This is a genomic window from Rhodoglobus galactosidasius, from assembly GCF_054957775.1.
Map to the genome: position 1 here is coordinate 80682 of NZ_JBQIAV010000005.1, position 24515 is coordinate 105196.

The following is a 24515-nucleotide window of genomic DNA, read 5'->3' on the forward strand; positions in this document are numbered from 1 at the left end:
TTCATCCAACGCTCGTACATTTAGCCTATGACTGATTCGCAGAAAGCGCAGACCACGACTCCAGCTAAGTCTGGAGCTCGCAAAACCCGCCGCCAGAACGCCGAGCACGGGTTCACCGCCTCCAAGGGGCTTGCCGACAAGATGCAACTAGTGCTCGTTGACTTGCTCGAACTGCAACTGCAGGGCAAGCAAGCTCACTGGAATGTTGTCGGCAAGAACTTTCGCGACACCCACCTCGTACTCGACGAAATCATCGAGGCCGCACGTGGCTTCAGCGACACCATTGCCGAACGGATGCGCGCGCTCCACGCCACTCCAGACGGTCGCAGCGACACGGTAGCCGCCACCACGACAGTCCCCGAGTTCCCCGCCGGCGAAATCAGCACCACGGACACCATCGATCTGCTCACAGAACGTCTCGAAGGCACCGTAGCTACCATCCGTGAGGTTCACGACCCCATCGATAAAGAAGACCCCACCAGCGCAGATCTGCTACACGCCATCATCGAGACCCTTGAGCAGTACGCCTGGATGGTCTCCGCAGAGAACCGTACCCCCGCAAAGAAGTAGACTCCACGCCTCACCCCGAGCTGCGGCCCCCGCGAGAGCGTCTCCTTAGGAGGCGCTCTCGTTCTTTTTGCCCAAAACCGCCGGGTCAGTAACTTCTTCGCCGCGGTACAAGCTTTCGAACGTATCCAGAGTGCGCTGGATGTCGTGGGCCGCGACGATTACGAGGCTTTCCTTCTTAAATTTCAGAATCTCATCCGCAGGCATCGTCAACACCGTGGTGAGTTTCGTCGCCAGGTCCTCAACGTTGCCCGGCTCAAACAGGAACCCGTTCTCGCCGTCGTGCACAAGGTGAGGCAGCGCCATGGCATCGGCGGCAACAACCGGAAGACCGGATGCCATCGCCTCCATGGTCGAGATGCTCTGTAACTCCGCAGTGGATGGCATAGCGAACACTGAGCCACGCTGGAGAGCGTCACGCAGCTGATCCTGATCGACAAAGCCCGTGAGCGTCACACGATCGTCAATACCCAAAGACGTGACCAGAGCACGGAGTTTGCCCTCAAGCTCTCCCCCACCCACAATCTCCAGCTTCCCATCAAGCGCAGGATCCACAATCGCGAAAGCACGAATCAGCTTGTCGATCTGCTTCTCTTCAGCCAGACGCCCCAAGAACACAATCAGGTTCTCGGGTTTCGGTTCGAGGTTGCCGTTGTAACCATCAGCATCGATCCCACACGACACTGCAATCACATTACGAACTAACGTGTTCTCTTCAAGATAGTCAGCGGCACGACGTGTTGGAGTAGTCACTCGCTCTGCACGAGCAAATGAACGACCAGCCGCGGCCCACCCCATCCGGATAGCCTTGTCGCGCATAAACCTAGGGATGATGTACGCGTGATCGAGCAAGTTCTCGGGCATGAAATGGTTGGTGCCAACCAGTCGGATACCACGCTTGCTACCCTCAAGAGTCATACCGCGCCCAATCACAATGTGCGACTGAAAGTGAATGACGTCGGGCTTGACCTTGTCAAGAATGATCGCCGAATTGCGCTTGATGCGCCACGGCAGCATAAACCGCAGCCACGGGTGGCCAGGCCATTTCCACGAATACATGCGGTGCAGAGTCATCTTCTGACCCTCATGCTCCTCCACCATCTGGCCGAGCTTCTTATTGGAATACGACGGTGCCGCAATGTGCACGTCATGCCCACGCTCAGCAAGGCCAGCAGCCAATCGAGCGATAAACGTGGCTGCCCCGTTAATCTGAGGCCAGAAAGTGTCGGCACCAATCAGGATGCGAAGTCGCGGTTTGCCCTCGTGGGGCGAACGTTTCACAGCGGAAGTCACAGTCGAAGAGTTCCTTAACAATTTTGCGTCACAAGCCAGCTCGTTTACGACCCGGTCAGGTCAACGGCACCTAATAACGTACCCCACTACACCCTCCCACGCGGGCTGCTCTGCCGAGCATCCGAAAAGCTACGCCTTGAGTTGAGGATGGTGCTTCGAGAGCGAAAAGACGCCAAAAATGGCGACCGCACCGGTAATCACAAACGCGATCACCGCCCACACGGGCGCATCTGAAGCCTCGCCCAACACAATGATTCCCACCGAGACCGCAACCAGCGGATCAACAACGGTGAGACCCGCAACAACCAGATCTGGCGGACCAGACGCATACGCCGTCTGCACAAAGTACGAGCCGAGCAAGGATGCCGCGATCAGCCCAACAATGCACAGCACCGTCAGCAGGTCAGTGCTTTCGATCCCCGACCCCAAAATCACGATCGTCTTGATGCGATCAATGACGACTTTGGCGAGTGTCGCAACAAAACCGAACAGCATTCCGGCGCCCAAAATGTAGAACACCGGCGACGCGCCTTTGCGGAAAATCGCAAACAACGCAATCCACAGCGCCAGAACAATGACCAAAATAATCAGAACCGTCGACAACTCACGCTGCGTGATAACCGTGGACTTCGCAAACACTGCCGCTAGCGCGACAAAGACGCCGACACCACCAACACACATCACAATTGCGCGGATTGAAACGGCATCCAGCCGAATCTTCGTCAGTCGCGAATTCATGATTGCCGTCATCACCAACGCCACCGCACCCAATGGTTGAACAACCATGATGGGCGCGATCGCCAAGCTAGACAGCTGGAAAATAATCGCAAGACCAAGAAACCCTGTGCCGATTACCCAGGACGGCCGAGCCAGTAACGCTTTGATCTGCGCAAAATTCAGTCCAGAACTTGCTTCCCCACCGTGAAATTTCTCCATGCGAGCGACACCGCGGTGCTGAAACTGCGCACCCAATGACAACAAAATGGCACCTATCAGAGCGAGAGGGATGCCCACAGCCTGCAAAGGGGTGAGACTGATCTGATCGGTGAGGTCAAGAATGTCCGGCGGCACCCGTCAAATGTACTCGGTCGAACCGGGATATTCTGGGTGCATGGCCGTCCTTCCCCTCATTATCACCGGTGACCCGGTGCTCCACACTCCCGCGAGCCCGGTAACGGCCTTCGACAGCTCACTCAGCACACTTGTGGCTGACATGTTTGAGACGATGGAAGAGGCCCCAGGAGTCGGCCTCGCGGCCCCTCAGGTGAGCGTCTCGCAGCGTGTATTCGTCTACGACTGGATCGACGACAACGACACTCACTGGCGCGGAGTCGCCATCAACCCCGAACTCTGGCACACCCCAACCCCCATCTTCGAACCCGGCGAGGAGGATGAAGAGGGCTGCCTTTCTATTCCCGGCGAACGATTCGGGTTGGTGCGCGCCGACCGCGTCCGCCTGCGCGCGGTAGACCTCGACCAGAAGCCATTCGAGATCGAAGCATCCGGCTGGCTCGCCCGCATCTTCCAACATGAATATGACCACCTCGACGGTGTGCTCTATACAGACCGCCTGCGCGAACCGGATGCCAAAGCAGCAGCAAAAGCAATCCGCAAGCAGGGCTGGGGTCAACCAGGTCACTCATGGCTGCCCACCGAGGAACAGCTCGACGCCTAGGTGCACGACGCCCAGCGGTCGGTGCCAGCTGCTCGGTCTCTAGCTAAAGGCGCGAATCGCGGCCGCAACGAGGGCTGCAGCGATAATCACCAGGATGAACGGCACCCGAAGTGCGAACAGCAGCGCGGCCACCGCGACTGCTGGTAGCCGAGCATCCACTTCGAAACCTCGCACAGACCCAAAGGTCTGCACAACAACGAGCGCCGAGAGCAACGCTACCGTCAGTAGATTGGCGAGACGAGCCGCGGTGGGTTTCTCTGCCCAAACAGCAGGTACCGCAAAGCCAGCGAGCTTGAGCGCGAGCACCGCGATCGAGGCGAGCAGCACAATATGCCAAATAGTCATCGCTCCCCCATCGGATCGGGCTCGGCTTCGGCGATGTCGCTCTCGCGCGTACCAAAGAAGTTCGTGAGGCCAACAACGACGGCAACGAGCGCAGCAGCAAGCACCGGAACGCCTGCAGGCAGAACCGGCATCAGCACGGCCGCAACGAGCGCAGCACCAATCGCGACCACAATCGGCTGAAGTTGCTTGAGGCGAGGCCAAAGTAAGCCAAGGAAAGCTGCAGCAGCGGCCGCATCGAGACCATAGCGGCTCACATCGCCCAACTGATCACCAATCAGCGCACCGATCAATGTGGTGAGATTCCAGCCAACGTAGATGACGAGGCCCGTCCACCAGAAACCCGCACGCTGGCTCTCGAGCGTGGGCTGCGCAGTCGAGACCGCGGTGGTCTCATCGATCGTCAAGTGGCCGGCCAACACCCGTTTCAGCACGCCCGGACCAATCATCGGCGCAACCCGCAGCGCATACAACGAATTGCGTGTTCCCAGGAGCACAGCGCTAGCAATCGCCGCACCGCCAGCAGAGGCTCCTCCGGTCGCCAGAACTCCCACCAACGCGAACTGAGACCCACCAGAAAACATCAGCAAGCTCAGCACGCAGGTTTGCCAGACATCCAGCCCGGCAGCGACGGAAAGCGCGCCAAAAGAGATGCCGTAGGCCGCAACGGCGAGCCCCACCGCGAAACTCGATCGAATAGCCGCAGAGACCTCAGGTGATCGTGTGCGTTTAGTTTCGGTCACACTGTGCGCCCTGAAGAAACCAGTCCTGTTTCGTAGGCGAACAGGACCAGCTGAACGCGATCGCGCGCCATCAGCTTTGCCATAATGCGAGAGACATGCGTTTTGGCCGTGAGCGGACTCAGGAAGAGCTTCTCGCCTATCTCTGCGTTCGTGAGCCCCTGACCCACGAGGGCAAGAACTTCGCGCTCACGCGACGTGATTGCTGTAAGGATGCTGTCGTCGACAGCCGCCGAGGACCCACTGGCAAATTTAGCCAGCAAGCGCTTCGTGACGCCAGGGCTCAGTAGTGCATCGCCCGCAGCCACGACCCGCACTGCGCGGATCAACTCCACCGGCTCAGTGTCTTTCACGAGGAAACCGCTCGCGCCGGCCCTGATAGCACGGGCAACATACTCATCAACTTCGAACGTTGTCACTACAACAATCCGGGTCGCAGCGAGTTCGGGGAAGGTCGCGATCCGCTCTGTCGCCCACAAACCATCGCCCTCGGGCATCCGGATGTCCATGAGCACCACATCGGGACGCTCACGGCGCACAACATCAATCACTTCGGTGCCGGTTGCAGCCTCGCCAACGACCTCAATGTCGTCTTCAGCGTCAAGTAAGCTACGGAAGCCGGCACGAATCAGTTGCTGGTCGTCAGCAATGACAACGCGAATCATACGGATGCCGTTCGACGCGGAATGCGTGCCGTCACGAGTGCGCCACCCGCTACTGATTCGCCCAGGTGGAGGGTACCGCCCAAGAGGTCGGCTCGTTCACGCATGCCTAGCAAGCCTCGCCCCTCGTTATAGACGGCGTCGTCGATTCCAACTCCGCTGTCGGCAATCGTAACGAGATAGTCGCCCCCGTCGTAGCCGACGCTGACGCCCACCTCGGTTGCATTGGCGTGACGAACAATATTGGTCAGAGACTCTTGCACGACTCGGTAGAGAGCCAGTTGCACGGCCGTCGGGGTCTCGGATGAAACCTCACAGGATATCTGCACCTCCAACCCTTGAGAGCGCACCGACTCGACGAGACTGTTCAATCGGGAAAGATCCGGTTCTGGCACGGGCGGCACGGCATCGCCATCGAGGTTGTCGTCGTCTGTGCCCTCTGTGCGCAGCATCCCCAGCAGCGATCTGACTTCATCAAGCGCTTCCTTGCTGGAGCTCTTGATGCTGGCTAGGGCAGCTTCAGCCTGCTCGGGCTGCTTGTGCATCAAGTGAAGCCCAACGCCAGCCTGAACATTGATCTGGCTCAGTGAGTGCGCCAGAACATCGTGAAGTTCTCGCGCAATACGAACGCGTTCGGCGCGCATTTCTGAATCGCGTCGATCAGCGAATGCTTGCTGAAACTGCACAAAGTGTTCGCTGCGTCGCCGATTGGATTCAGCGAATCCGAGAACAAGCAGCAAGCCGAGAGTCGTGACAACGATGCGGGGTGGCTCGAGCGCGATACCCGCCAAGAGAGCGGCCAACAGAGTCGCCTCCCACACGACGATCAGCGAGATCCACGTCCACGTGCGCGCGCCTCGCGAAATGGCAATCACGATCGCGAATGCCAAGGCCACATACGGCGGAGAGATGACCGAATACCCGAGCAGGAAGTCGGCAGCGGCCGCAGCCGACATGATGGCAATGATCGGCCCTGGATACTGGCGAACCCAGGTCAATAAGACCGGCCCGACAATCGAGAGCAGAATGAGGGCAATGCTCGACGCACCAAATTCATCGGCGTGCACAACGCTGATCACGGTGATCGGCACTTGCACGATCAGCGAAATGAGCACCGGTAGCCACAGCCGCACCATGGTTGACCGTCGAGAGCGCGGAAAGCCGAAACGCTGACCCTTCATCATCGCGTCAACCATGGCACTGGCAGTGCGGGTCGATCGATCGGATGAGCGCATGCCTCGATGCTAGTTGTCCACCGCGCCGTACACATCGGCTCTGCGGCGCACGCCGCGCTACTCCCTGCGGAGTACGGGTCAGATGCACCGTGCTCGATAGCGAACGCCAGAAAGGATGGCGCTCGAAACCGGTGCCCCAAAAACACGGCTCCGGAATGCACAAAGTCCCGGCCACCTTAATGGCCGGGACTCATAAGCTCCTCGACTTGGACTCGAACCAAGAACCTACCGGTTAACAGCCGATTGCTCTGCCAATTGAGCTATCGAGGATCGCTGTGCAACGGAACTACTTTAGCAAATGATTGCGCACATCAAAAACCATCAGGCGATTCGAGCAAGGTAGGTCGGCGAAAGCACCCGGGTCGGCGGTGCAATCAGCTTAGGGATGCCGTTCTCATCGAGGCGGAAACTGGCGACGGAGTGCGAAAACTGGTTGCTCACGTGCAAAACATCGTCGTGCATGACAATGTGCCGCGGCCAATCGCCCTCGCACGACACAGCGGTGAGGGGCGCAACGCTGCGGCCGTCTTCGGCAATGGTGAGCACCGCAATGAGGTTGCTGCGGCGCACACCGACATAAGCGTGACGACCATCAGCAGAGATGGCGATCGCGGAGGCCTGGTCGCCTTCGATAGCGCCCGGCAGTGCGACAGCACAGAGTTGGTGAAGTGCACGATCGCGCCACTCGAACACGAGGAAGCCAAGCCCGTGTTCTCCCACAATGTAGAAAAGGTCGCCGGGGCGAGCCACAATGTCACGCGGACCGAATCCGGCAGGCAGCACCACCTCATCCACCTGGCTCAGCGTGAAGTCGCTGTAGTTGAAGATTCGGATGCGGTCAGCACCGAGATCGAGGGTGAAGAGTGTCGAGTCGTCAACGAAGAGTGATGAGTGAGCGTGTGGGCCCTCCTGCTGAGGTCGTGGCCCGGTGCCTGTGGTTTCTTGCACATGCCGACTTTCAAGCGCGCCTGAGTTCGTCGATCGCTCGAGCACACCGAGCGTTCCGGTGCCATAGTTGGCCGCGATCACCGTCGAGCCCCACACAGTGATGTGACACGGCAACTTGCCACCGGAGGAGGCGCTGCTCTTATTGCTGAGAGTCTCGCCGTCGCGGTCAAACGCTGCAACCTGACCCGAACCCTCAAGAGTCGCGAAAACCTGCTCGCCGTCAACGACAAGGAACGATGCTGAGGGCGCCGCAGTGGCCAGATGCGACAGTTCGAGCGACCCATCTGTGCGGCTGCGCATCACCGAAATACCTTCGGATTCGCACTCCATGTCTGGCCCAAACCCTCCCACCAGCCAGGTCGACGGGGAATGTGCGATCAGATCAGTGCTGTTCACTTGTGAGTTCCACAAGCGAATTGGCGAGTCCCCGCACGTAGGGATGCCAGGGGTCGGACAGAACTTCCTCAAGTTCACCAATACCCACCAAGATTCCGCGATGCATCACTGCGATGTTGGTCGATATGCGGCGGACCGCAGCAAGGTCAGCGGTGACAAGAAGCGCGGAAAACGAGCGATCGCGTTGAAGGTCGACAATGAGATCGAGAATGGCCGCACGCACGTTGACATCGATTCCCGCGGTGGGGTCATCGGCGACCAGCAATTGCGGTTCGAGGATCATGGACCGAGCGATTGCGACACGCTGACGCTGCCCCTTGCTCAGCTCGTATGGATAGCGATTCATCACCGAGAGCGGCAACCGCACGGTGTCAATGAGCGTCGCTACGGCCTCGGCAGCTTCGCGCTGATTGAAACGGCGATCGCGCACAAAGATCGGCTCGGCAATATTTTCACCGATGGTGAGTCGGCCGTTGAGCTGGTTGCCAGCATCCTGAGGCAGATATCCAACGCGCAGGCTCAAATGGTCTCGCTTGCGTCGACTCACCGATCTGAGCTCGGTTCCCATGACGCTCAGCTCGCCCCCGCTGAACAGCGGCGATCCGAAAGCACCAGTCTCGGCCTGGAGTGCGACCGCCTTGGCGAGGGTGCTCTTTCCCGAGCCACTCTCGCCAACGACGGTCAGCACTTCACCTGCGGCAATCTCAAAACTCAGTCCGTTGACGGCAACCGAACGTGTTTCTGGGTTGCGCGACGGGTAGCGCAACGACAAGTCGCGCGCGATCACTGTTGGCTGAGTAGAAGTCACCTCGTTAATCTACGGCAGTCAGCGACCTCAGTGCTTCGCGACGCTCAGCTTGCTCCCGTGGATCGGGAACCGGAAGCGATGCAAGCAAGCGCTGCGTGTACGGATGCTGCGGGTTTCCGAGCACATCAGAGCCAACGCCCTCTTCAACGAGCTTTCCCTTGTAGAGCACAGCAATACGGTCGGAGAGCATGTCGACAACCGCGAGATCGTGGCTGATGAACAACGCCGCGAATCCAAGATCCTGCTGAAGACCAGCAAACAGCTCAAGAACCTTCGCCTGGACCGACACGTCAAGCGCACTTGTCGGTTCATCGGCGATCAGTAGACGCGGCCGCAACGCAAGCGAGCGGGCGAGACTTGCGCGCTGACGTTGGCCACCACTGAGCTCGTGCGGGTAGCGATCGGCGAAGGCGCGCGGCAATTGCACCGCTTCAAGCAGTTCGTCAACGCGCTTGCGGGCATCCTTGGGGTCCTGAGCCTGACCGTGAACGATCAGAGGTTCCGCAACGCACTCCGCGATCGTCAGCAGCGGGTTAAAGCTGGATGCCGGGTCCTGAAACACAAACCCAATTTCGCCACGAACCGGCCTAAACTTGCGCTCCTTGAAGCCCAGCATTTCGTGACCAAGAACCTGCAGCGAGCCGCCACTAATCTTGTTGAGACCGCCGATGGCACGGCCGATTGTGGTCTTGCCCGATCCGCTCTCGCCAACAAGACCGAGAACTTCTCCCGGAGAAATGCTGAAACTAACGCGATCTACGGCCCGGAAGGGTGGTGTGCCGAAGCGGCCTGGGAACGATATCTCCAAGTCTTTTGCCACAACTAGGGGCTCGACGTGAGTGTCACCGCCCGCTTCCTTGCGGTCAGTGACCCGAGCAGCAGCACGCGCGGCACCGGTGCCGATGCGAGGCACAGCGGCAAGCAGCTTCTGCGTGTACGGGTGATGAGCAGAATCAAAGAGCTGCTGAGCGGGAGCCTCTTCAACAAGCTTGCCCTCGTACATCACAGCTACCCGGTCAGCAAGATCGGCCACAATGCCCATGTTGTGAGTGATCAGGATGATCGCGGCACCAAACTCATCACGACACCGACGAAGCAGGTCGAGAATTTCGGCTTGGACAGTGACATCCAGAGCGGTAGTTGGCTCGTCAGCGACAATCAACTCAGGCTCAAGCACAAGCGCCATCGCAATGACAACGCGCTGCTTTTGTCCGCCGGAGAATTGATGCGGGTAGTAGTCGACCCGGCGTTCTGGCTCGGGAATCCCTACCTTGCGCAAGATCTCAATCGCCTTGATACGCGCCTGCTTCTTGCTGACTTTGCCGTGCGCCCGAAAGCCTTCCGCGATCTGCCAGCCAACGGTGAAGACAGGGTTGAGAGCTAGCGAAGGTTCCTGAAAGACCATGGCGACATCGACACCACGCAACTCGCGCAGTCGCTTCCCCGACATGCCAATCACGTTTTTGCCGTTGAGCAGGATCGCTCCACGCGAGACCGCAGTCTCAGGGAGAAGACCGAGCAAAGACTTAGCCGTAACACTCTTGCCGCTGCCGCTCTCACCCACAATCGCCAGCACCTCGCCAGGGGTAACCGTCAGTGAAACGTCATCGACCGCTTTCACATCTCCGCCGTCAGTGGCGAACGTCACTTCGAGATTCTTGATCTCAACAATGTCGCTCATGAGCGAGCCTCCAAAGGATCGATCGTTATCTCGCTGCCATCACTGTCGACGGTGTCGAGGGCTGAGGTCTCAAGAATCGGCGCCGACTGATCTGCACGACGACGAGTGCGCAATCGCGGATCAGCAAGGTCATTGAGGCTCTCCCCCACGAGGGTAATCCCGAGCACAACGAGCACAATAGCCATACCGGGGAACAGTGACGTCCACCAGATACCGCTCGTGACATCCGAAATCGACTTGTTGAGGTCGTAGCCCCACTCTGCAGCAGCGGACGGCTCGATACCGAAACCGAGGAACCCGAGACCAGCCAGCGTCAGAATTGCTTCTGAACTATTGAGCGTGAAGATCAACGGAAGGGTGCGAGTGGCGTTGCGGAACACGTGACGGAACATGATGCGAGGCGTGCTCGCACCGAGAACCTTTGCCGACTCAACATACGCTTCCGACTTGATCCGCACAGTTTCTGCACGGATCACACGGAAGTACTGCGGTATATAAACAACCGTGATCGAGATCGCCGCCGCAAAGACACCGCCCCAGAAACTCGATCGACCACCGCTAATAGCGATTGCCGCAACGATCGCCAGCAACAGTGTCGGGAACGCGTAAACAGCATCGGAGATTACAACCAGAACGCGGTCGAGCCAGCTTCCGAGGTAACCCGAAACCAGTCCCAGAAGCACACCGGCAAAAATCGACAACGAGACGGCAACGACGATCACCAGAAACGCAGTGCGCGATCCCCAGATAACCCGCGACAGCACGTCATAGCCACCGACCGTGGTGCCAAGGATGTGCTCGCCACCAGGAGGAACTTGAGCGCCGAAAGTGCCGTCAGCATCGCGCAGTTGCGAGAAGCCATACGGCGCTAGCAGAGGTGCAAATAGGGCGGTGAACAAGAAGATTCCGGTCAGGATGAGACCGGCAACGAGCATTCCGCGCTGCAGGCCGACGGCCTGACGCACGTGGTGCACGACGGGCAAACGCCGCCAGATACGAACCAATCGAGAGGATGTCGTAGTCATGATTAGTACCTCACTCTCGGGTCGATGATCGCCGCAATTATGTCGACGATGAAGTTGGTGAGCGCAACGATCACGGCCAGCAGCACAACAATGCCCTGCACCGCAACAAAGTCACGAGCGCCCAGATACTCGACGAGCTTGAAACCGAGACCCTTCCATTCGAAGGTGGTTTCCGTCAGCACCGCGCCTCCAAGCAAGAGCGCGATCTGCAAACCGATTACCGTAATTATCGGGATGAGCGCAGGCTTGTAGGCGTGCTTGCGCACGAGACGGAATTCGCTAACGCCACGTGAGCGAGCGGCATCCACATAGTCCATCGACAGCGAGCCGATGACGTTCGTGCGGACCAGACGCATGAAGATGCCTGCCGTAAGCAGGCCGAGGGCGAGGCCGGGCAGCACCGCGTGAGAGAGTACGTCTCCGATTGCCGCCGGACTCCCCAAACGGATCGCGTCAATCAGGTAGATTCCCGACTTGTTGTCGAGAGTGGTGAGTTGCAATTCGGTGCGAGTGGATGCGCGGCCCGCGACCGGCAACACCTTGAGCCACACAGCGAATACCAGCTTGAGAAGCAGCCCGGCGAAGAAAACCGGGGTGGCGTAGGCGAGGATCGCGGCGACACGCAGCACTGCGTCTGGCCACTTATCCCGGAAGTATGCCGCAACCATTCCCAGCGGGATACCAACGATCAGCGCAACCAGAATCGCGTATGACGCGAGCTCAAGAGTGGCACTTCCGTAGGTCACGAGAAGTTCTGAGACCGGGCGACCATCGGTGATCGCCGTACCGAAGTTGCCAGTAAAGATCTGCCCCAGGTACTCAAAGTACTGGACCAGAATCGGGCGGTCATAACCGGCCGAACTAATACGTTCTGCAAGCTGAGCGGCAGTCAGACGGCCACCGAGCGCCGCGGTGATGGGATCACCGATCGACCGCATCAATACGAACACCATCGTTACGAGGATGAACACGGTCGGAAAAATGAGAAGGAAACGGACGATAAGAAAACGAGCAAGAGGATTTGTAATCCCCCGAGGACGCCGGGTGGGCGTTGGAGACGGTGCCGGATCGATCACGGCGGAAGCAAACTGCGACATACCTACCTATCGTGCAGAGAATGAAGACGAGGGGGTGACCCACATTGTGTGTGGGTCACCCCCTATTCGTCACAACGTTAGACAAAGGCCTAACTGGGGCGAATTACCCCTAGTTTTTTGCCAAGCTGCCGTAGCGGAACTTGAACGAACCGTCGAGCGTAGCTCCGGTGACGTCCTTGCCTGTTACAGCGATCTGCGCTCCCTGAAGGAACGGTACGGTCGACAGCTGAGCCGCAACCTTCGCCTGGATTTCCTCGATCATTCCCTCACGCACGGCAGGGTCGAGTTCGGTTGCCTGAGCCACGATCAGATCGTTGACTTCAGCATCCGCGTAGTGGTTGCCGAGGAAGTTACCATCACCGAAGAACGGGGTCAGGTAGTTGTCAGCGTCGGAGTAGTCAGGGAACCAACCCAGCTGGTACGCGGGGTAAGCATCTGCCGTGCGCTCCTTGGCGTACGTGACCCACTCAGTCGACTGCAGGTTGACGTCGAAGATTCCCTCGACCTCAAGCTGGCTCTCAACAAGCGCGTACTCGTCACCCGAGGACTCACCGTAGTGGTCTGGGTTGTACTGCAAGTTGAGCGTCACAGGAGTCTCAACACCGGCATCCGCAAGACGCTTCTGCGCTGCTTCGGTGCTTGGTCCGCCCTCACCGTCGCCGTAAAGGTCCTTGAGAACCTCAGTTGCGCCGGTCAGTCCGTCGGGAACGTAGGAGTACAACGGCAGGTAGGTGCCTTTATAAACCTGGTCTGAGATTTCCTGACGGTTGATGAGGTCAGCAACGGCTCCACGAACTGCAAGAGACTTTGCTTCGTCAGCTTCAGGAGTCGCAGCACCGAAGGGCTGGGTGTCGAAGTTGAACACGATGTAGCGGATCTCTCCACCAGGGCCTACGACGACATTGACGTTGTCATTGCCTTCGAGGTCCGCAACGTCGGTAGCCGAAAGGCTACGGTGCGCGACATCAATGTTGCCCTCTTGTACATCGAGCTTCAGGTTCGAAGCGTCGGTGTAATACTTGAGCGTGATGCTATCGGTCGCTGCAGCGCCAAGCACGCCCTGGTACTCAGGGTTGGACTTGAACGCAACGATGTTGTTGAAGTCGTAGCTGTCGATAACGTACTGGCCAGCAAATGCGTTGCCGTCGACGATGTCAGCGTCGGGGGTAACGGCGTCTGCTGCGAATACATCTTCGTCAACGATCGGCGCAGCAGGGCTCGACAGGATCTGTGCGAACGTCTGGTCGTTGCCATTCTTCAAGTGGAATATGACTGTGGTCTCGTCGACGGCTTCAACGCTGTCAATGTTGCCGAGAAGAACGGCAGGGCCGTTTTCGTCAGCAATAGCGACCTGACGATCGAAGCTGAACTTCACGTCAGAAGACGTGAGGTCGTTGCCGTTGGCGAACTTGAGGCCCGACTTGAGCACAACCGTGTACTCGTCGTCGCTCGTGTACTCCGCCGACTCTGCGATGTCAGGTTCAACATCGGAGGTGCCCAGCGGGGAGTTGAGCAGGAACGGGAAAACTTGGTTCATCAGTGCAAACGAACCGTTGTCGTATGAACCGGCCGGGTCGAGGAACGTGACCTTGTCAGTCGTGCCCACGATAAGCGACTCAGAACCGCCACCGCTGGAGGAGTCTCCTCCAGCTTGGCAGCCAGTCAAAGCGAGCGCGAACGCTGCTGAACCGGCAACTACAGCAAGGATTCGCTTGCTGTTCTTGGATGCGGATGTCATATCCGTCTACCTCTTCCTGTTGCGTGCAGAAAATGCGACGGCGCGTTTGTAGGCGCCGCGCATCGTAGTTTTCCAATAGAAACACAAAGTGACGGGCAAGCTCAACGTTGTTGGCATCCAAATGAACGATGTTTACACGAACGCAACCAAGTGAGTAAAACTGCTAGTCCTCGCGCAGGGCACGACGCTCTGCTTCGATCCTCATGAGGTCACGTTGAGTCTGCACATAGCGGGCTGGATCGCTCTCCCGATCCATGCGTTGCAGTACCCCAAGAAGCTCACGTTTTTGGCGCAATAGGTCCCGCTCAACCAGATCAGTTGTCACTTGAACGCAGTACACCGGGATGCGGTCTTCGCGCTCAGGAATCGGCGCAACACTCAGTTGCTTGACGAATGTCGAGAACGACTGAGGTACCTCGTCCGCGACCGCTGATGCCCAGCCTGGCAGCAGCGCACTCTCAACCTGCGACGCAATCGCATCGCGAACTACCGCAAGAGTGTTATCGGCAAACGCTATCTGGGTGAGCTTACGGATGAGCTCGTCACCGACGACATCCGGATGCTGCAGCACAGCCATAAGCGCGTCGCGCTCAAGGCGCGTAGTGGCATCAGTCTTAAGGCCCATGATCGACGGACCCTGCTCGTGCGCCAGCTCCGGTGCCGCAGCCGCTGAGCCAGGGCGACTTCCTACGCCCGAGCCAGAGCCAGAGCCAGCACCGGGGCCGGAGCCGGAAGTCGACGACGCTGCTGCCGGACCAGCGCTGGGCGCCTGACGCTTTGCCGACGTCACCGCGCTCTGAACCTCGCTGGGTTCCATGCCGAGCCAGCCAGCGACACTGCGCACATAGCCAATACCGAGTGCCTGATCACGAATGCCCGCGACGACCGGCGCTGCGGCGCGCAAAGCAGCTACGCGACCCTCAACGGTCTCGAGATCGTGCACGGCCAACTCACGGCGAATCTTGAACTCAAACATGGGCTTGCGCGTGCTGACAAGACGACGAACAGCACCATCGCCCTTTTTGAGCCGAAGGTCGCAAGGATCGAGACCGTCAGAGGCCACCGCAACGAACGTTTGTGCGGCGAAACGGTGCTCTTCGGCGAACGCACGGTTCGCGGCCTTCTGGCCCGCCTCATCCGGGTCGAAAGTGAAAATCACTTCGCCGGTGGCGGTGGTGTCCGCATTGTCGTAGTCGCCGATCATCCGTCGAACGATCTTGATGTGGTCGACACCGAACGCGGTGCCACAGGTAGCAACAGCGGTCGTGACGCCGGCAAGATGGCAGGCCATGACATCCGTATAGCCCTCAACAACAACGATCTGCTTGCTGCGAGAAATGTCTTTCTTGGCGAGGTCGAGCCCATAGAGCACCTGGCTCTTGTGATAAACGGGAGTCTCGGGCGTATTGAGGTACTTGGGGCCCTTGTCGTCATCGAGCAAGCGACGCGCACCAAAGCCAAGAGTTTGGCCAGTGACATCGCGAATCGGCCACACCAGACGCCCACGGAACCTGTCGTAATAGTCGCCGCGCTCCCCCTTGCCTATGAGACCTGCGACCACAAGTTCGTCAGAGGTAAAGCCGAGTGTATTCAGGTGCTTCGTGAGGGAACCGCCGCGGGGCGCAAAACCGATACCGAATCGCTCGGCTGCCGACTGGTCGAACCCGCGCTCTCCCAAGAAGCTGCGCCCGGGTTCTGCCTCAGGGGTCGCTAGTTGGGCGACGAAAAAGTCGGATGCCGCCTGATTGGCAGCGAGGATGCGTGCGCGGTTGCCGTGATCAGTTGCCGCGCCGCCATCCTCATAGTGCAGCTCATAGCTGATGCGGCCAGCAAGGCGCTCAACAGCTTCGGAGAATGAGACGTGGTCCATGCGCTGCAGGAACGTGAAAACGTCGCCGCCTTCACCGCATCCGAAGCAGTGGTAGAAACCCACCTGCGGTCGAACATGGAAGCTGGGGCTGCGCTCTTCGTGGAAAGGACACAGGCCCTTCATCGAGCCGGAACCCGCACTCTTGAGAGTGACATAGTCGCCAACGATATCGGCGAGGTTAGTGCGCGAACGCACCTCGTCGATATCGCTTCTTTTGATCAGGCCAGCCACATTCGTAATTGTAGGCTCACCGGCCGGTGACTCTAGCCAACTAGCCGTGTATGCCACGCCATTGCGGACTGATCCGTGAGGCTAGCCACCTGATCTACTACTGCGCGCTTGCGCTGGTGATCATTCTCAGCGGAATTCCAATCGGCAGTGAACCCGGAATCGAGGTTGCTCGGGCCTGTCCACAGCAGAACATCGGCGAGTTCAGTGAGCACGTCACGCTGCTGTTGGTAGATCGGTCGACGAGCGTTTGTTGACATCACGAATGCGGCGACGATTCCCTTGAGCACGGCGATCTCGGCCTGGATCTCGTGAGGCACGATGAGACTTCCGCCGAAACGGGCAAGGGCGACGGTGGGGTGGGCTTCGCGTGTGGCCTGAACAGCCGCTCCAGCGAAGCGACCGATGAGCTGGCTCGTGAGGTTCTTGAGGAGGCCGTGGGCTGCACGGCTGCCATCCCACTGGTCAATCCACGGCTCGAGAAGATCAAGACGGTCAAAGGCCGCGATGAGTTCCTCGTGCGTGAACTCGCCTCCAATCCACTCGAACATCGACTTCACGAGGTCGTCGTGGTTGACGCGGGCGCCCAGCGCGGTGACGTCAATAAAATCGCCAACAATCGCATCCTCGAAGTCATGCACCGAATAGGCGATGTCGTCGGACAGATCCATGACTTGCGCTTCGATACAGCGCTGACGGTCGGGGGCGCCCGAACGCAGCCATTCGAAGGCTGCTGTGTCGTCGTCGAAGAACCCGTATTTGCTGCGACCACTGGGGTCAGGAATGCCCTGAGCGCTCGGCCAGGGGTACTTGGTGCTCGCATCCAAGCTTGCCCTAGTGAGGTTGAGGCCGTAGCTCTTGCCCTCAGGGCCAAACACCTTGGGTTCGATGCGGGTCAGCAGTCGCAGGGTCTGGGCATTACCCTCGAAGCCGCCAATGTCATCCGCCCACTCATTGAGCGCGCGCTCACCGTTGTGCCCGAACGGCGGATGCCCGATGTCGTGCGAGAGGCACGCAGTGTCGACCACATCGGGGTCGAGACCCAGACTGTCGGCCAACTCGCGGCCGACCTGCGCAACCTCAAGAGAGTGCGTCAGACGGTTGCGGGCAAAGTCGGTGCCCATCGTGGGGCTCAAAACCTGCGTCTTCGCAGCAAGGCGGCGGAGGGCACTCGAGTGCAACACCCGCGCACGATCGCGCGCAAAATCGCTACGACGACTCGAGTGCTGCTCGGGGAACCAACGCTCTGCGTCGGCCTCGGTGTAGCCCTTAGCCGCCACTGGTGCTCAATTCTGCTTGGTTGAGTTCGCTACGGTGCATCTCCTGCAGCTCGCGGCTATCGAGCCAACCCTGCGGAAGCGACGGCTTCTTAGGGGTGCCAGCGCGACCACGCTGACCTTCGGCATCAGCACCCGGATATTGCTGCGACCAGTCAAGCTGGCCGAGAAGGTCATCGAGTTGCGCCAGAGACTGAACCGTTGCCATTCCGGCACGCAATTCGCCACCGACCGCATAGCCCTTGAAATACCACGCGACATGCTTGCGGATGTCGCGGCAGGCACGATCCTCTTCGCCAAAGAACTCGACGAGCAACTCTGCGTGCCGCTTGAACGCGGCCGCAACCTGGCCAAGTGTTGGCTCCGCCTTGAGGGTTTCACCACGGAAAGCGGCGGCGAGGTCACCGAAAAGCCACGGACGACCAAGGCAACCGCGACCGACAACAACCCCGTCGCATCCGGTCTCATCGACCATGCGGAGTGCATCCGCTGCACTCCAAATGTCACCGTTGCCGAGGATGGGGGTATCGGTGATCGTGTTCTTGAGTTTCTCGATAGCCGACCAGTCAGCCGTGCCCGAGTAGAACTCTGCGGCCGTGCGTGCGTGCAGTGCAATGCTGGCAACACCAGCCCCAGCGCCAACGCGGGCAGCCTCCAGATAGGTCAAATGGTCAGAGTCAATGCCCTTGCGCATCTTGATCGTCAGCGGCACGTCGCCGGCGGCCTTAACAGCGCCCTCAACGATGTCGCGGAACAAGTCGATCTTCCACGGGAGAGCCGCTCCCCCACCCTTGCGAGTGACCTTGGGCACGGGGCATCCAAAGTTCAAATCAATGTGGTCGGCACGGTCTTCGGCCACCAGCATCGTCACGGCCTCAGAGACCGTCTTAGGGTCGACACCATACAGTTGGATGCTGCGCGTCGTTTCGGATTCGTGGTGCGTGATCAGCCGCATGCTTTCGGGCGTGCGCTCAACCAGCGCGCGGCTCGTGATCATTTCGCTGACATACAACCCCGCACCATATTCGCGGCACAAACGCCGAAAAGCGGTGTTGGTGATGCCCGCCATGGGCGCCAGAACGACGGGTACGTCGAGCTCAAGACGCCCAATAGATAGCTGTGGCGCGACACGCGGGTCGGCAGGGGCAAGAATGGTCACACAGTAATTGTCCCACGGCGCGCCTGATCCGACGCCGCACATACCGGGAGGCCCCGAATGACGGCAGGAACCGACCGCGTTCGCGACGATGCCGAACGCCGTGGAATCCCGATCGAAATCGTCGAACGTCCGCCAGCACAGTCGCTCGAGCACGCCGCTGAGCTCTTGGGCATCACGCCAGCCGAGATCGTGAAGTCGCTTGTCATCAAACGCAGCGATGGCAGCTACCTTTTTGCCCTCGTGCCTGGTGATCGCCAAATATCGTGGCCCAAACTGCGTGCCGTCGTCGGCGTCAATAAGCTCCGGATGCCCGAAGCCGAACTTGCCCTCGAAGCCACCGGGTTTGCGCGCGGCACCATCACCCCACTCGGCAGCAGCACCGCCTGGCCCGTGTTCGCTGACGAACGCATCACTGGCAAGCGAGTCTCGATGGGTTCAGGAGACCACGGCTATGCCGCGTGGGTTCACACCGATGACCTCATCGGTGGCCTCGACGCGACCATCGCCGACATCACTATCGAAGGGTCAACAAACTAGTGGCACTCGACAATCACCCCAATGTCTTCCGCTTCGAAGGTCGCACGTGGGTAAGCATGGCACCGCGAGACGAAGCAATTACGCAGCTTCGCGCCCAGCGAGAGTGGGATGCCACAAATACAAAACTTCAGCGATGGTGGGTCGCCATCACGATCGGGGCTGTGGTCGGCGTGGCTTCGACCCTGGCGCTCGGCACGGTGGCGGAAGCGGATCCGACGGGGTACCTGCTGCTGCTTCCGCTCGGATTCGGCGTCGGTGCCGTCCTGGGAGCGCTCGTGAACAAGCGGTTCACTGCGCCTGATGGGCAGCATGCATCACTTCCGGATCGCCCCACGACTGTGCCCCTTACGCACGTGCCCTCAAGAGTCGCGCGGGCTGCTCCCCCTCACTCGACCGCAACAGAAATCATCGAATGGGCGAACAGAGGCTTCGTCGGCTAACGCTGGTTTACGAACCCACGCGAGTCCGGCGCCACAATCAGCGACTAAACGAGTCCTTCGTCGATCTGGCGGTTGACGAAGGCTTGAGAGCGGTGGTCGTCAACGACGCATGCGTCACCCTCGCAAACACCAACATTGGGGTCACCGACCTGCTGTAGATCGAAGGTCGGGATGGGCTTCGTTACGGCGTCCATGGGTTATGCATCTCTTTCGGTAAGTACCTGTGTGAGAACGTTAGCGAAAGTTTCACTTTCTTGCGCGCCCGAAACCCCATATTTGCCGTCAATCACGAAGAATGGCACACCCTGGATGCCATATTGCATGGCAACTTCCATGTCTGCCTTCACTGCGGGCAGGTATTCGCTCGACTCGAGAACGCGAATCACTTCGTCGCGGTCGAAGCCAATGGATGCCGCGATATCCGCGAGATCCTCGATGCGGCCGACATGCTCGGTCTTGATGAAGTAGGCGTCGAGCAGGCGCTCTTTCATCTCAAGCTGGCGGCCCTGAGCCTTGGCGTAGTGCAGAAGTTCATGAGCTTTGACCGTATTGGTCTGGTGGATGTGCTCGTAGTCGTAGTCGAGCCCCAGGCTCGTCGCAATATCGGTCACACGAGTGAGCATCTCTTCGACCTGCGGCATTGGCAAGCCTTTGCGCTCGCTCAAGAACTGAATCGGGGTGCCTTCGTACTCAACAGGGGTGTCTGGTGCGAGCTCAAAGGAGTGGTACTCGATCTTGACCGCAACGCCCGAGCTTTCGATTGCGGCTTCGAACCGTCGCTTTCCGATGTAGCACCAAGGGCACTGAACATCAGACCAGATGTCGATTTTTACGGGCTCGTTCGCAGTTGCAGCAGTTTCATTCACTGTGATCTCAACACCCCGCAGCTATAGGTATTCCCCGCCGCTCCAATCGAAAATTCAGGAATCCCCGCCAAGTGCGGCTGTGCGCGCCTGATAGCACAGGTGTCCTGCACCTCATCCGGACGAAATTCCTGAATTTCCGAAGTTGCGCGGGGCGTGGGATGCCAGCGCCATCCTGACCGCTCGGGAGAAGAGGTCCCACTGGGTGAACACCATTTTTGCGCTCACGCTCATCGCGTGAAAACCAACGATCGTGATCTCGATGCTTTTCAGGTGGTCTTCTTCGAAGGTGTGCGCATGAAACTGTTTCCCGTTGATCTCGAGTCCGACAATATTGTCAATAACCATATCTATTCGCTTATTCCCGACGGCGACCTGAATCTCAACGGTGTGACCAGCAAGCCTCAATCGCGTGCGTGCGAGGCTTTCCGGAAGGCTTTCGCACCTGCCATCCACCCACGACCTGATCCACCGTTTGTGACGAGGCAGGCTGAGGATCAACTGCTCGAAGTCGAAGTGGTCAATCCGCGCCGTGTACAGTGCCCAATCGATAGCAGCAACCGCTGTCTCGAGATCCTCGTCTACCACCACTCTCCGAAGGGCCTCAGCCAGACCGACGTGCCAGACAGATCCGCGTTCGCCGCTGAATGGCGGATCCCAATGCAGACGCACTCCGCGGCGCGCCCCAATTAGTTTCTTTCGGTTCCACTGATTGCGCAATCGCGCCGCGTTCTGCGGAACCGAAACGTGAAGCGGGTGCTCTCCAAGAACCCAACCGCCCCAGTCGCTGATGGCGGATATCCCGGTCAGTCGTCCGCCGACTCGAACCGCTCTCACCCGCGGTGCCGCGAGGTCCACCGTTGTGTACCAGCCTTGGCGCGCTCTCGCTACCGCCCCATCCCTGACCGCCCGGGTCAATTCGCAGTCTTGCGCACCTCGAGTCACAAGCTGGCGTTTCTGCGCGAGTCCGCCCAGCCCGTTGACTAGTGCCTGAATGTCCGTCATATAGAGAGCATCGAGGCGAAAGTTAGCGGCCGATCAGAAGCAGCATTGATCGGTGGACTTACCCCGTGTGTTACGGCTGTGGAGTAGCCGACAGCTTCGGAAATTCAGGAAATTAGTGGAATCGCTGTAGCGCTTGTCGGTATTCAGCGAGGCTGAAAGTCCTGCGCCCTCCGTTTTCCTGAGTTTCCGGGATAACAGTAACGGGAGCGGGCGGGAGCGAGCGGGAGCGGGCGGGAGCGGGCGGGAGCGGGCGGGAGCGGGCGGGAGCGCTGGCGCACCGGGAGCGTTGCTGGGACGCGCGCGCTATTCCCGCACAGCAGAAGCGAGCCCGAAACTTGTTCGGACCCGCTCGTGTAGTGCTGAAGTGTGGCTGAGTGATCGGGGTGCGTTAGCAGCCGATGAGCTCCTGGGCGAGGTAGCCGCGCAGTTCTTCCAGCGGCATGCGCTTCTGTTCCATCGTGTCGCGCTCGCGTACCGTTACCGCGTTATCGTCGAGCGAATCGAAGTCGATCGTGACGCAGAACGGCGTTCCGATTTCGTCTTGACGACGGTAGCGACGACCAATTGCGCCAGCATCGTCGAAATCGACATTCCAGAACTTGCGCAGGTCCGCTGCAACACTGCGTGCGAGCGGCGAGAGGCGTTCGTTGCGCGAGAGCGGCAGAACGGCAACCTTCACCGGCGAAAGACGGCGGTCGAGACGCAGCACAGTGCGCTTATCAACGCCGCCCTTGGCGTTGGGCGCTTCATCTTCGGCATACGCGTCGATGAGGAAAGCCATGAGTGCACGGGTGAGTCCGAACGCGGGCTCGATTACGTACGGTGTCCAGCGCTCGTCCTTGGCCTGATCGAAGTACGACAGGTCAGCACCGGATGCTTCGGAGTGCGTGCGCAGGTCAAAGTCGGTGCGGTTAGCGATACCCATGAGCTCGCCCCATTCGCTGCCAGCGAAGCGGAAACGGTACTCGACATCCACAGTGCGCTTGGAATAGTGCGAGAGCTTCTCTTCAGCATGCTCGTAGAAGCGCAGGTTGTCGGGGTTGATGCCGAGGTCGGTGTACCACTTCATGGATTCATCGATCCAGTACTGGTGCCACTCTTCATCCGTGCCGGGCTCGACAAAGAATTCCATCTCCATCTGCTCAAACTCACGCGTGCGGAAAATGAAGTTTCCTGGCGTGATTTCGTTACGGAACGACTTTCCGACCTGGCCGATACCAAACGGCGGCTTCATGCGCGCAGCGCCCATGACGTTGGCGAAGTTGGTGAAGATACCCTGAGCAGTCTCGGGACGCAGGTAGTGCATGCCCTCTTCGTTGTCGACAGGGCCGAGGTAGGTCTTCAGCAAGCCCGAGAAGTTCTGCGGCTCGGTCCACGATCCGGGCTGACCGGTGTCAGGGTCGCGGATGTCGGCAAGCCCGTTAGCAGGTGGGTGACCGTGCTTCTCTTCGTACGCTTCGAGAAGGTGGTCGGCGCGGTAACGCTTATGGGTGTGCAGCGACTCCACGAGCGGGTCAGAGAAGACCTCCACGTGCCCGGATGCTTCCCAGACCTTACGTGGCAGGATGACTGCGGAGTCAAGACCAACAACATCTTCGCGGCCCTGAACGATGGTCTGCCACCACTGCTTTTTGATGTTCTCTTTGAGTGCGGTTCCCAGCGGGCCGTAGTCCCAAGCTGAGCGTGAACCGCCGTAGATCTCTCCCGACTGGAAGACGAAACCTCGGCGCTTGGCGAGGTTGATAACGGCGTCGAGGGGGTTAGGCGTAGCCACAGAAACTCCAATAGTCAGCCGAGCTGGATGCACGGTCGGCGGGTGTCCAGTTTAGCTAGACACGCAGCGCCGCGATAACCGCAGCGACGTCTTCTTCCGTATTCCAGAGGTGGAATGCTGCGCGCAGCCGGCCGGCGCGAGCCGAAGCGGTGATTCCAGCAGCCGCGAGCTTGGCCAGATCGGTGCCACTCTCATCCGGCCAGGTCACAATCGCTTGGTTCTGTCGTTCGATTCCGAGTTTGTCGCACAGCATGTTGCCCAAGCGTGTGGTGTGCTCCCACACTTCGGCAATGTCGAGGTCGGCGAATAACGCGATCGACTGCTCGGCACCCACCCATGCTTGCCATGCGGGCGAAACGTCGAACTGGCGCGCATTCTTCGCAAGGTTCATCTCGGTGCCGTAGACACTGTTCCATACGTCGTCACCGGCGTACCAGCCCGCCTGAACGGGAGTGATGTGCTGCGCGAAATCCTCGGAAATCGTGAGGAACGCGACGCCGCGAGGCGAGCATAACCACTTATAGGCGTGGCAGACGGTCGCATCGAATTGGGTGGCATCCACCGGGTACACACCGGCAGCCTGGGTGACGTCGCACAGCGTTCGGGCTCCGTGACGAGATGCCGCTGCGGTGATGGCCTCAACATCGGCGACGGCGCCGTTGCACGATTGGATGAGCGAGAACACAACGAGCGCCGTGCTGTCACGCACGGAGTCGGCGAGTTCGGCGAGTGGCACCGCGCGCACGACGAGGTCGCGATGCTGCAAGAACGGGAACACGATCGAGGTGAAGTCTGATTCGACGCACAGCACTTCGGAGCCAGCCGGGAGCGAGCAGGCAATGAGAGACGCCATCACCGAGGTTTGCGAGCCAATGGCAACGCGGGTGTGATCGATGCCGACGAGACTCGCGTAGTGACCGCGGGTTCGCTCAACGATGTCGTCGTAGTTCATCGGGTTGCAGGTCGCTGCTGCCCACTGGTGTAGCTTCTCGGTCATCGCGGTGACGGCAGCACGCGTCGGTAATCCCATGGTGGCGGCAGAGAGATAGCCGCGAGTGTTGTCGAAGCTCGCGATCGCGTGCGCCAGGGCCGGTGATGTCATGTCTCCATAGTGCTCTCGTGAAATTCATGCGACAAGGGCATGCTTGGGATATA

The 24515-nt window shown here is 59.4% G+C and carries 24 protein-coding genes and 1 tRNA gene; 4 read left to right on the forward strand and 21 right to left on the reverse strand.

Annotation, left to right across the window (positions count from 1 at the left end):
- Positions 1 to 27 precede the first annotated feature (27 nt).
- Complete coding sequence (locus tag ACTJJW_RS08090; RefSeq protein WP_462643632.1) at positions 28 to 570, forward strand: Dps family protein; 543 nt, start codon at positions 28 to 30, stop codon at positions 568 to 570.
- 45 nt (positions 571 to 615) lie between these two features.
- On the opposite strand, the gene ACTJJW_RS08095 is transcribed toward ACTJJW_RS08090, so the two are convergent.
- Both ACTJJW_RS08095 and ACTJJW_RS08100 read right to left on the reverse strand, forming a co-directional pair.
- Positions 616 to 1860, reverse strand: coding sequence for a glycosyltransferase (locus tag ACTJJW_RS08095; RefSeq protein ID WP_462643634.1), 1245 nt, complete (start codon positions 1858 to 1860; stop codon positions 616 to 618).
- Positions 1861 to 1989: 129 nt separating this feature from the next.
- On the reverse strand, positions 1990 to 2931 hold the full coding sequence (locus tag ACTJJW_RS08100; protein ID WP_462643636.1) for a DMT family transporter: 942 nt from the start codon (positions 2929 to 2931) through the stop codon (positions 1990 to 1992).
- A gap of 40 nt (positions 2932 to 2971) precedes the next feature.
- On the opposite strand from ACTJJW_RS08100, the gene def reads away from it, so the two are divergent.
- Positions 2972 to 3535: a peptide deformylase gene (gene def / locus ACTJJW_RS08105; RefSeq protein WP_462643638.1), complete on the forward strand. Its 564-nt coding sequence runs from the start codon at positions 2972 to 2974 to the stop codon at positions 3533 to 3535.
- 39 nt (positions 3536 to 3574) lie between these two features.
- On the opposite strand, the gene ACTJJW_RS08110 is transcribed toward def, so the two are convergent.
- From ACTJJW_RS08110 to dusB, 14 genes are all read right to left on the reverse strand, one after another.
- Entirely contained in the window at positions 3575 to 3880 is a 306-nt protein-coding gene (locus ACTJJW_RS08110) for an AzlD domain-containing protein (protein ID WP_462643640.1), read from the reverse strand.
- Positions 3877 to 4620, reverse strand: coding sequence for an AzlC family ABC transporter permease (locus ACTJJW_RS08115; RefSeq protein WP_462643642.1), 744 nt, complete (start codon positions 4618 to 4620; stop codon positions 3877 to 3879). Before ACTJJW_RS08115 ends, ACTJJW_RS08110 begins: the two co-directional genes overlap by 4 nt.
- Positions 4617 to 5282 carry a response regulator transcription factor gene (locus ACTJJW_RS08120; RefSeq protein ID WP_462643643.1) on the reverse strand — a complete coding sequence of 222 codons (666 nt, stop codon included), beginning with the start codon at positions 5280 to 5282 and terminating at the stop codon, positions 4617 to 4619. The genes ACTJJW_RS08115 and ACTJJW_RS08120 overlap by 4 nt, the downstream gene beginning before the upstream one ends.
- A complete protein-coding gene (locus ACTJJW_RS08125; RefSeq protein WP_462643645.1) occupies positions 5279 to 6514 on the reverse strand; it encodes a sensor histidine kinase in 1236 nt (411 codons plus the stop codon). Before ACTJJW_RS08125 ends, ACTJJW_RS08120 begins: the two co-directional genes overlap by 4 nt.
- 197 nt (positions 6515 to 6711) lie before the next feature.
- Positions 6712 to 6784, reverse strand: a tRNA-Asn gene (locus ACTJJW_RS08130).
- Positions 6785 to 6835: 51 nt separating this feature from the next.
- Positions 6836 to 7858 carry a lactonase family protein gene (locus ACTJJW_RS08135; protein ID WP_462643647.1) on the reverse strand — a complete coding sequence of 341 codons (1023 nt, stop codon included), beginning with the start codon at positions 7856 to 7858 and terminating at the stop codon, positions 6836 to 6838.
- Positions 7845 to 8666 carry an ABC transporter ATP-binding protein gene (locus tag ACTJJW_RS08140; protein ID WP_462643648.1) on the reverse strand — a complete coding sequence of 274 codons (822 nt, stop codon included), beginning with the start codon at positions 8664 to 8666 and terminating at the stop codon, positions 7845 to 7847. Before ACTJJW_RS08140 ends, ACTJJW_RS08135 begins: the two co-directional genes overlap by 14 nt.
- 4 nt (positions 8667 to 8670) lie before the next feature.
- Positions 8671 to 10347 carry an ABC transporter ATP-binding protein gene (locus ACTJJW_RS08145; RefSeq protein ID WP_462643649.1) on the reverse strand — a complete coding sequence of 559 codons (1677 nt, stop codon included), beginning with the start codon at positions 10345 to 10347 and terminating at the stop codon, positions 8671 to 8673.
- The gene (locus ACTJJW_RS08150; RefSeq protein ID WP_462643651.1) at positions 10344 to 11372 is read right to left on the reverse strand and encodes an ABC transporter permease; all 1029 of its coding nucleotides are present in this window, start codon (positions 11370 to 11372) and stop codon (positions 10344 to 10346) included. Before ACTJJW_RS08150 ends, ACTJJW_RS08145 begins: the two co-directional genes overlap by 4 nt.
- A gap of 2 nt (positions 11373 to 11374) precedes the next feature.
- A complete protein-coding gene (locus ACTJJW_RS08155; RefSeq protein WP_462643652.1) occupies positions 11375 to 12469 on the reverse strand; it encodes an ABC transporter permease in 1095 nt (364 codons plus the stop codon).
- 109 nt (positions 12470 to 12578) lie between these two features.
- Entirely contained in the window at positions 12579 to 14207 is a 1629-nt protein-coding gene (locus tag ACTJJW_RS08160) for an ABC transporter substrate-binding protein (protein WP_462643654.1), read from the reverse strand.
- Between the two features lie 163 nt (positions 14208 to 14370).
- Positions 14371 to 16308, reverse strand: coding sequence for a DNA primase (gene dnaG, locus ACTJJW_RS08165; protein ID WP_462643656.1), 1938 nt, complete (start codon positions 16306 to 16308; stop codon positions 14371 to 14373).
- A 32-nt stretch (positions 16309 to 16340) separates the two neighbouring features.
- Positions 16341 to 17585, reverse strand: a complete 1245-nt coding sequence (locus tag ACTJJW_RS08170; RefSeq protein WP_462643658.1) for a deoxyguanosinetriphosphate triphosphohydrolase — start codon at positions 17583 to 17585, stop codon at positions 16341 to 16343.
- A complete protein-coding gene (gene dusB / locus ACTJJW_RS08175) occupies positions 17575 to 18783 on the reverse strand; it encodes a tRNA dihydrouridine synthase DusB (protein WP_462643660.1) in 1209 nt (402 codons plus the stop codon). Before dusB ends, ACTJJW_RS08170 begins: the two co-directional genes overlap by 11 nt.
- Before the next feature lie 15 nt (positions 18784 to 18798).
- Here dusB and ACTJJW_RS08180 point away from each other — a divergent pair, with 15 nt between their 5' ends.
- Both ACTJJW_RS08180 and ACTJJW_RS08185 read left to right on the forward strand, forming a co-directional pair.
- On the forward strand, positions 18799 to 19278 hold the full coding sequence (locus tag ACTJJW_RS08180) for an aminoacyl-tRNA deacylase (protein WP_462643662.1): 480 nt from the start codon (positions 18799 to 18801) through the stop codon (positions 19276 to 19278).
- Entirely contained in the window at positions 19278 to 19718 is a 441-nt protein-coding gene (locus tag ACTJJW_RS08185; RefSeq protein WP_462643664.1) for a hypothetical protein, read from the forward strand. The genes ACTJJW_RS08180 and ACTJJW_RS08185 overlap by 1 nt, the downstream gene beginning before the upstream one ends.
- A gap of 44 nt (positions 19719 to 19762) precedes the next feature.
- Here the strand turns inward: ACTJJW_RS08185 and ACTJJW_RS08190 are convergent, their stop codons facing one another.
- The 5 genes from ACTJJW_RS08190 to ACTJJW_RS08210 all read right to left on the reverse strand — a co-directional run bounded on the left by ACTJJW_RS08190 (position 19763) and on the right by ACTJJW_RS08210 (position 24462).
- Positions 19763 to 19912, reverse strand: coding sequence for a hypothetical protein (locus tag ACTJJW_RS08190; RefSeq protein ID WP_462643666.1), 150 nt, complete (start codon positions 19910 to 19912; stop codon positions 19763 to 19765).
- Between the two features lie 3 nt (positions 19913 to 19915).
- Positions 19916 to 20584: a DsbA family oxidoreductase gene (locus tag ACTJJW_RS08195; protein WP_462643668.1), complete on the reverse strand. Its 669-nt coding sequence runs from the start codon at positions 20582 to 20584 to the stop codon at positions 19916 to 19918.
- A gap of 111 nt (positions 20585 to 20695) precedes the next feature.
- Positions 20696 to 21586 (reverse strand): hypothetical protein, encoded by an 891-nt coding sequence (locus ACTJJW_RS08200; RefSeq protein WP_462643670.1) that lies wholly within the window; start codon positions 21584 to 21586, stop codon positions 20696 to 20698.
- Positions 21587 to 21974: 388 nt separating this feature from the next.
- Positions 21975 to 23360 (reverse strand): glycine--tRNA ligase, encoded by a 1386-nt coding sequence (locus ACTJJW_RS08205; RefSeq protein WP_462643671.1) that lies wholly within the window; start codon positions 23358 to 23360, stop codon positions 21975 to 21977.
- Between the two features lie 55 nt (positions 23361 to 23415).
- Entirely contained in the window at positions 23416 to 24462 is a 1047-nt protein-coding gene (locus ACTJJW_RS08210) for an aminotransferase class V-fold PLP-dependent enzyme (protein WP_462643672.1), read from the reverse strand.
- Positions 24463 to 24515 lie beyond the last annotated feature (53 nt).

Coding starts and splice junctions, on each gene's coding strand:
- ACTJJW_RS08090 (WP_462643632.1), top strand. CDS start 28: ATGACTGATTCGCAGAAAGCGCAGACCACGACTCCAGCTAAGTCTGGA.
- def (WP_462643638.1), top strand. CDS start 2,972: ATGGCCGTCCTTCCCCTCATTATCACCGGTGACCCGGTGCTCCACACT.
- ACTJJW_RS08110 (WP_462643640.1), bottom strand. CDS start 3,880: ATGACTATTTGGCATATTGTGCTGCTCGCCTCGATCGCGGTGCTCGCG.
- ACTJJW_RS08120 (WP_462643643.1), bottom strand. CDS start 5,282: ATGATTCGCGTTGTCATTGCTGACGACCAGCAACTGATTCGTGCCGGC.
- ACTJJW_RS08125 (WP_462643645.1), bottom strand. CDS start 6,514: ATGCGCTCATCCGATCGATCGACCCGCACTGCCAGTGCCATGGTTGAC.
- ACTJJW_RS08145 (WP_462643649.1), bottom strand. CDS start 10,347: ATGAGCGACATTGTTGAGATCAAGAATCTCGAAGTGACGTTCGCCACT.
- ACTJJW_RS08150 (WP_462643651.1), bottom strand. CDS start 11,372: ATGACTACGACATCCTCTCGATTGGTTCGTATCTGGCGGCGTTTGCCC.
- ACTJJW_RS08155 (WP_462643652.1), bottom strand. CDS start 12,469: ATGTCGCAGTTTGCTTCCGCCGTGATCGATCCGGCACCGTCTCCAACG.
- ACTJJW_RS08160 (WP_462643654.1), bottom strand. CDS start 14,207: ATGACATCCGCATCCAAGAACAGCAAGCGAATCCTTGCTGTAGTTGCC.
- dusB (WP_462643660.1), bottom strand. CDS start 18,783: ATGTGCGGCGTCGGATCAGGCGCGCCGTGGGACAATTACTGTGTGACC.
- ACTJJW_RS08180 (WP_462643662.1), top strand. CDS start 18,799: ATGACGGCAGGAACCGACCGCGTTCGCGACGATGCCGAACGCCGTGGA.
- ACTJJW_RS08190 (WP_462643666.1), bottom strand. CDS start 19,912: ATGGACGCCGTAACGAAGCCCATCCCGACCTTCGATCTACAGCAGGTC.
- ACTJJW_RS08200 (WP_462643670.1), bottom strand. CDS start 21,586: ATGACGGACATTCAGGCACTAGTCAACGGGCTGGGCGGACTCGCGCAG.
- ACTJJW_RS08210 (WP_462643672.1), bottom strand. CDS start 24,462: ATGACATCACCGGCCCTGGCGCACGCGATCGCGAGCTTCGACAACACT.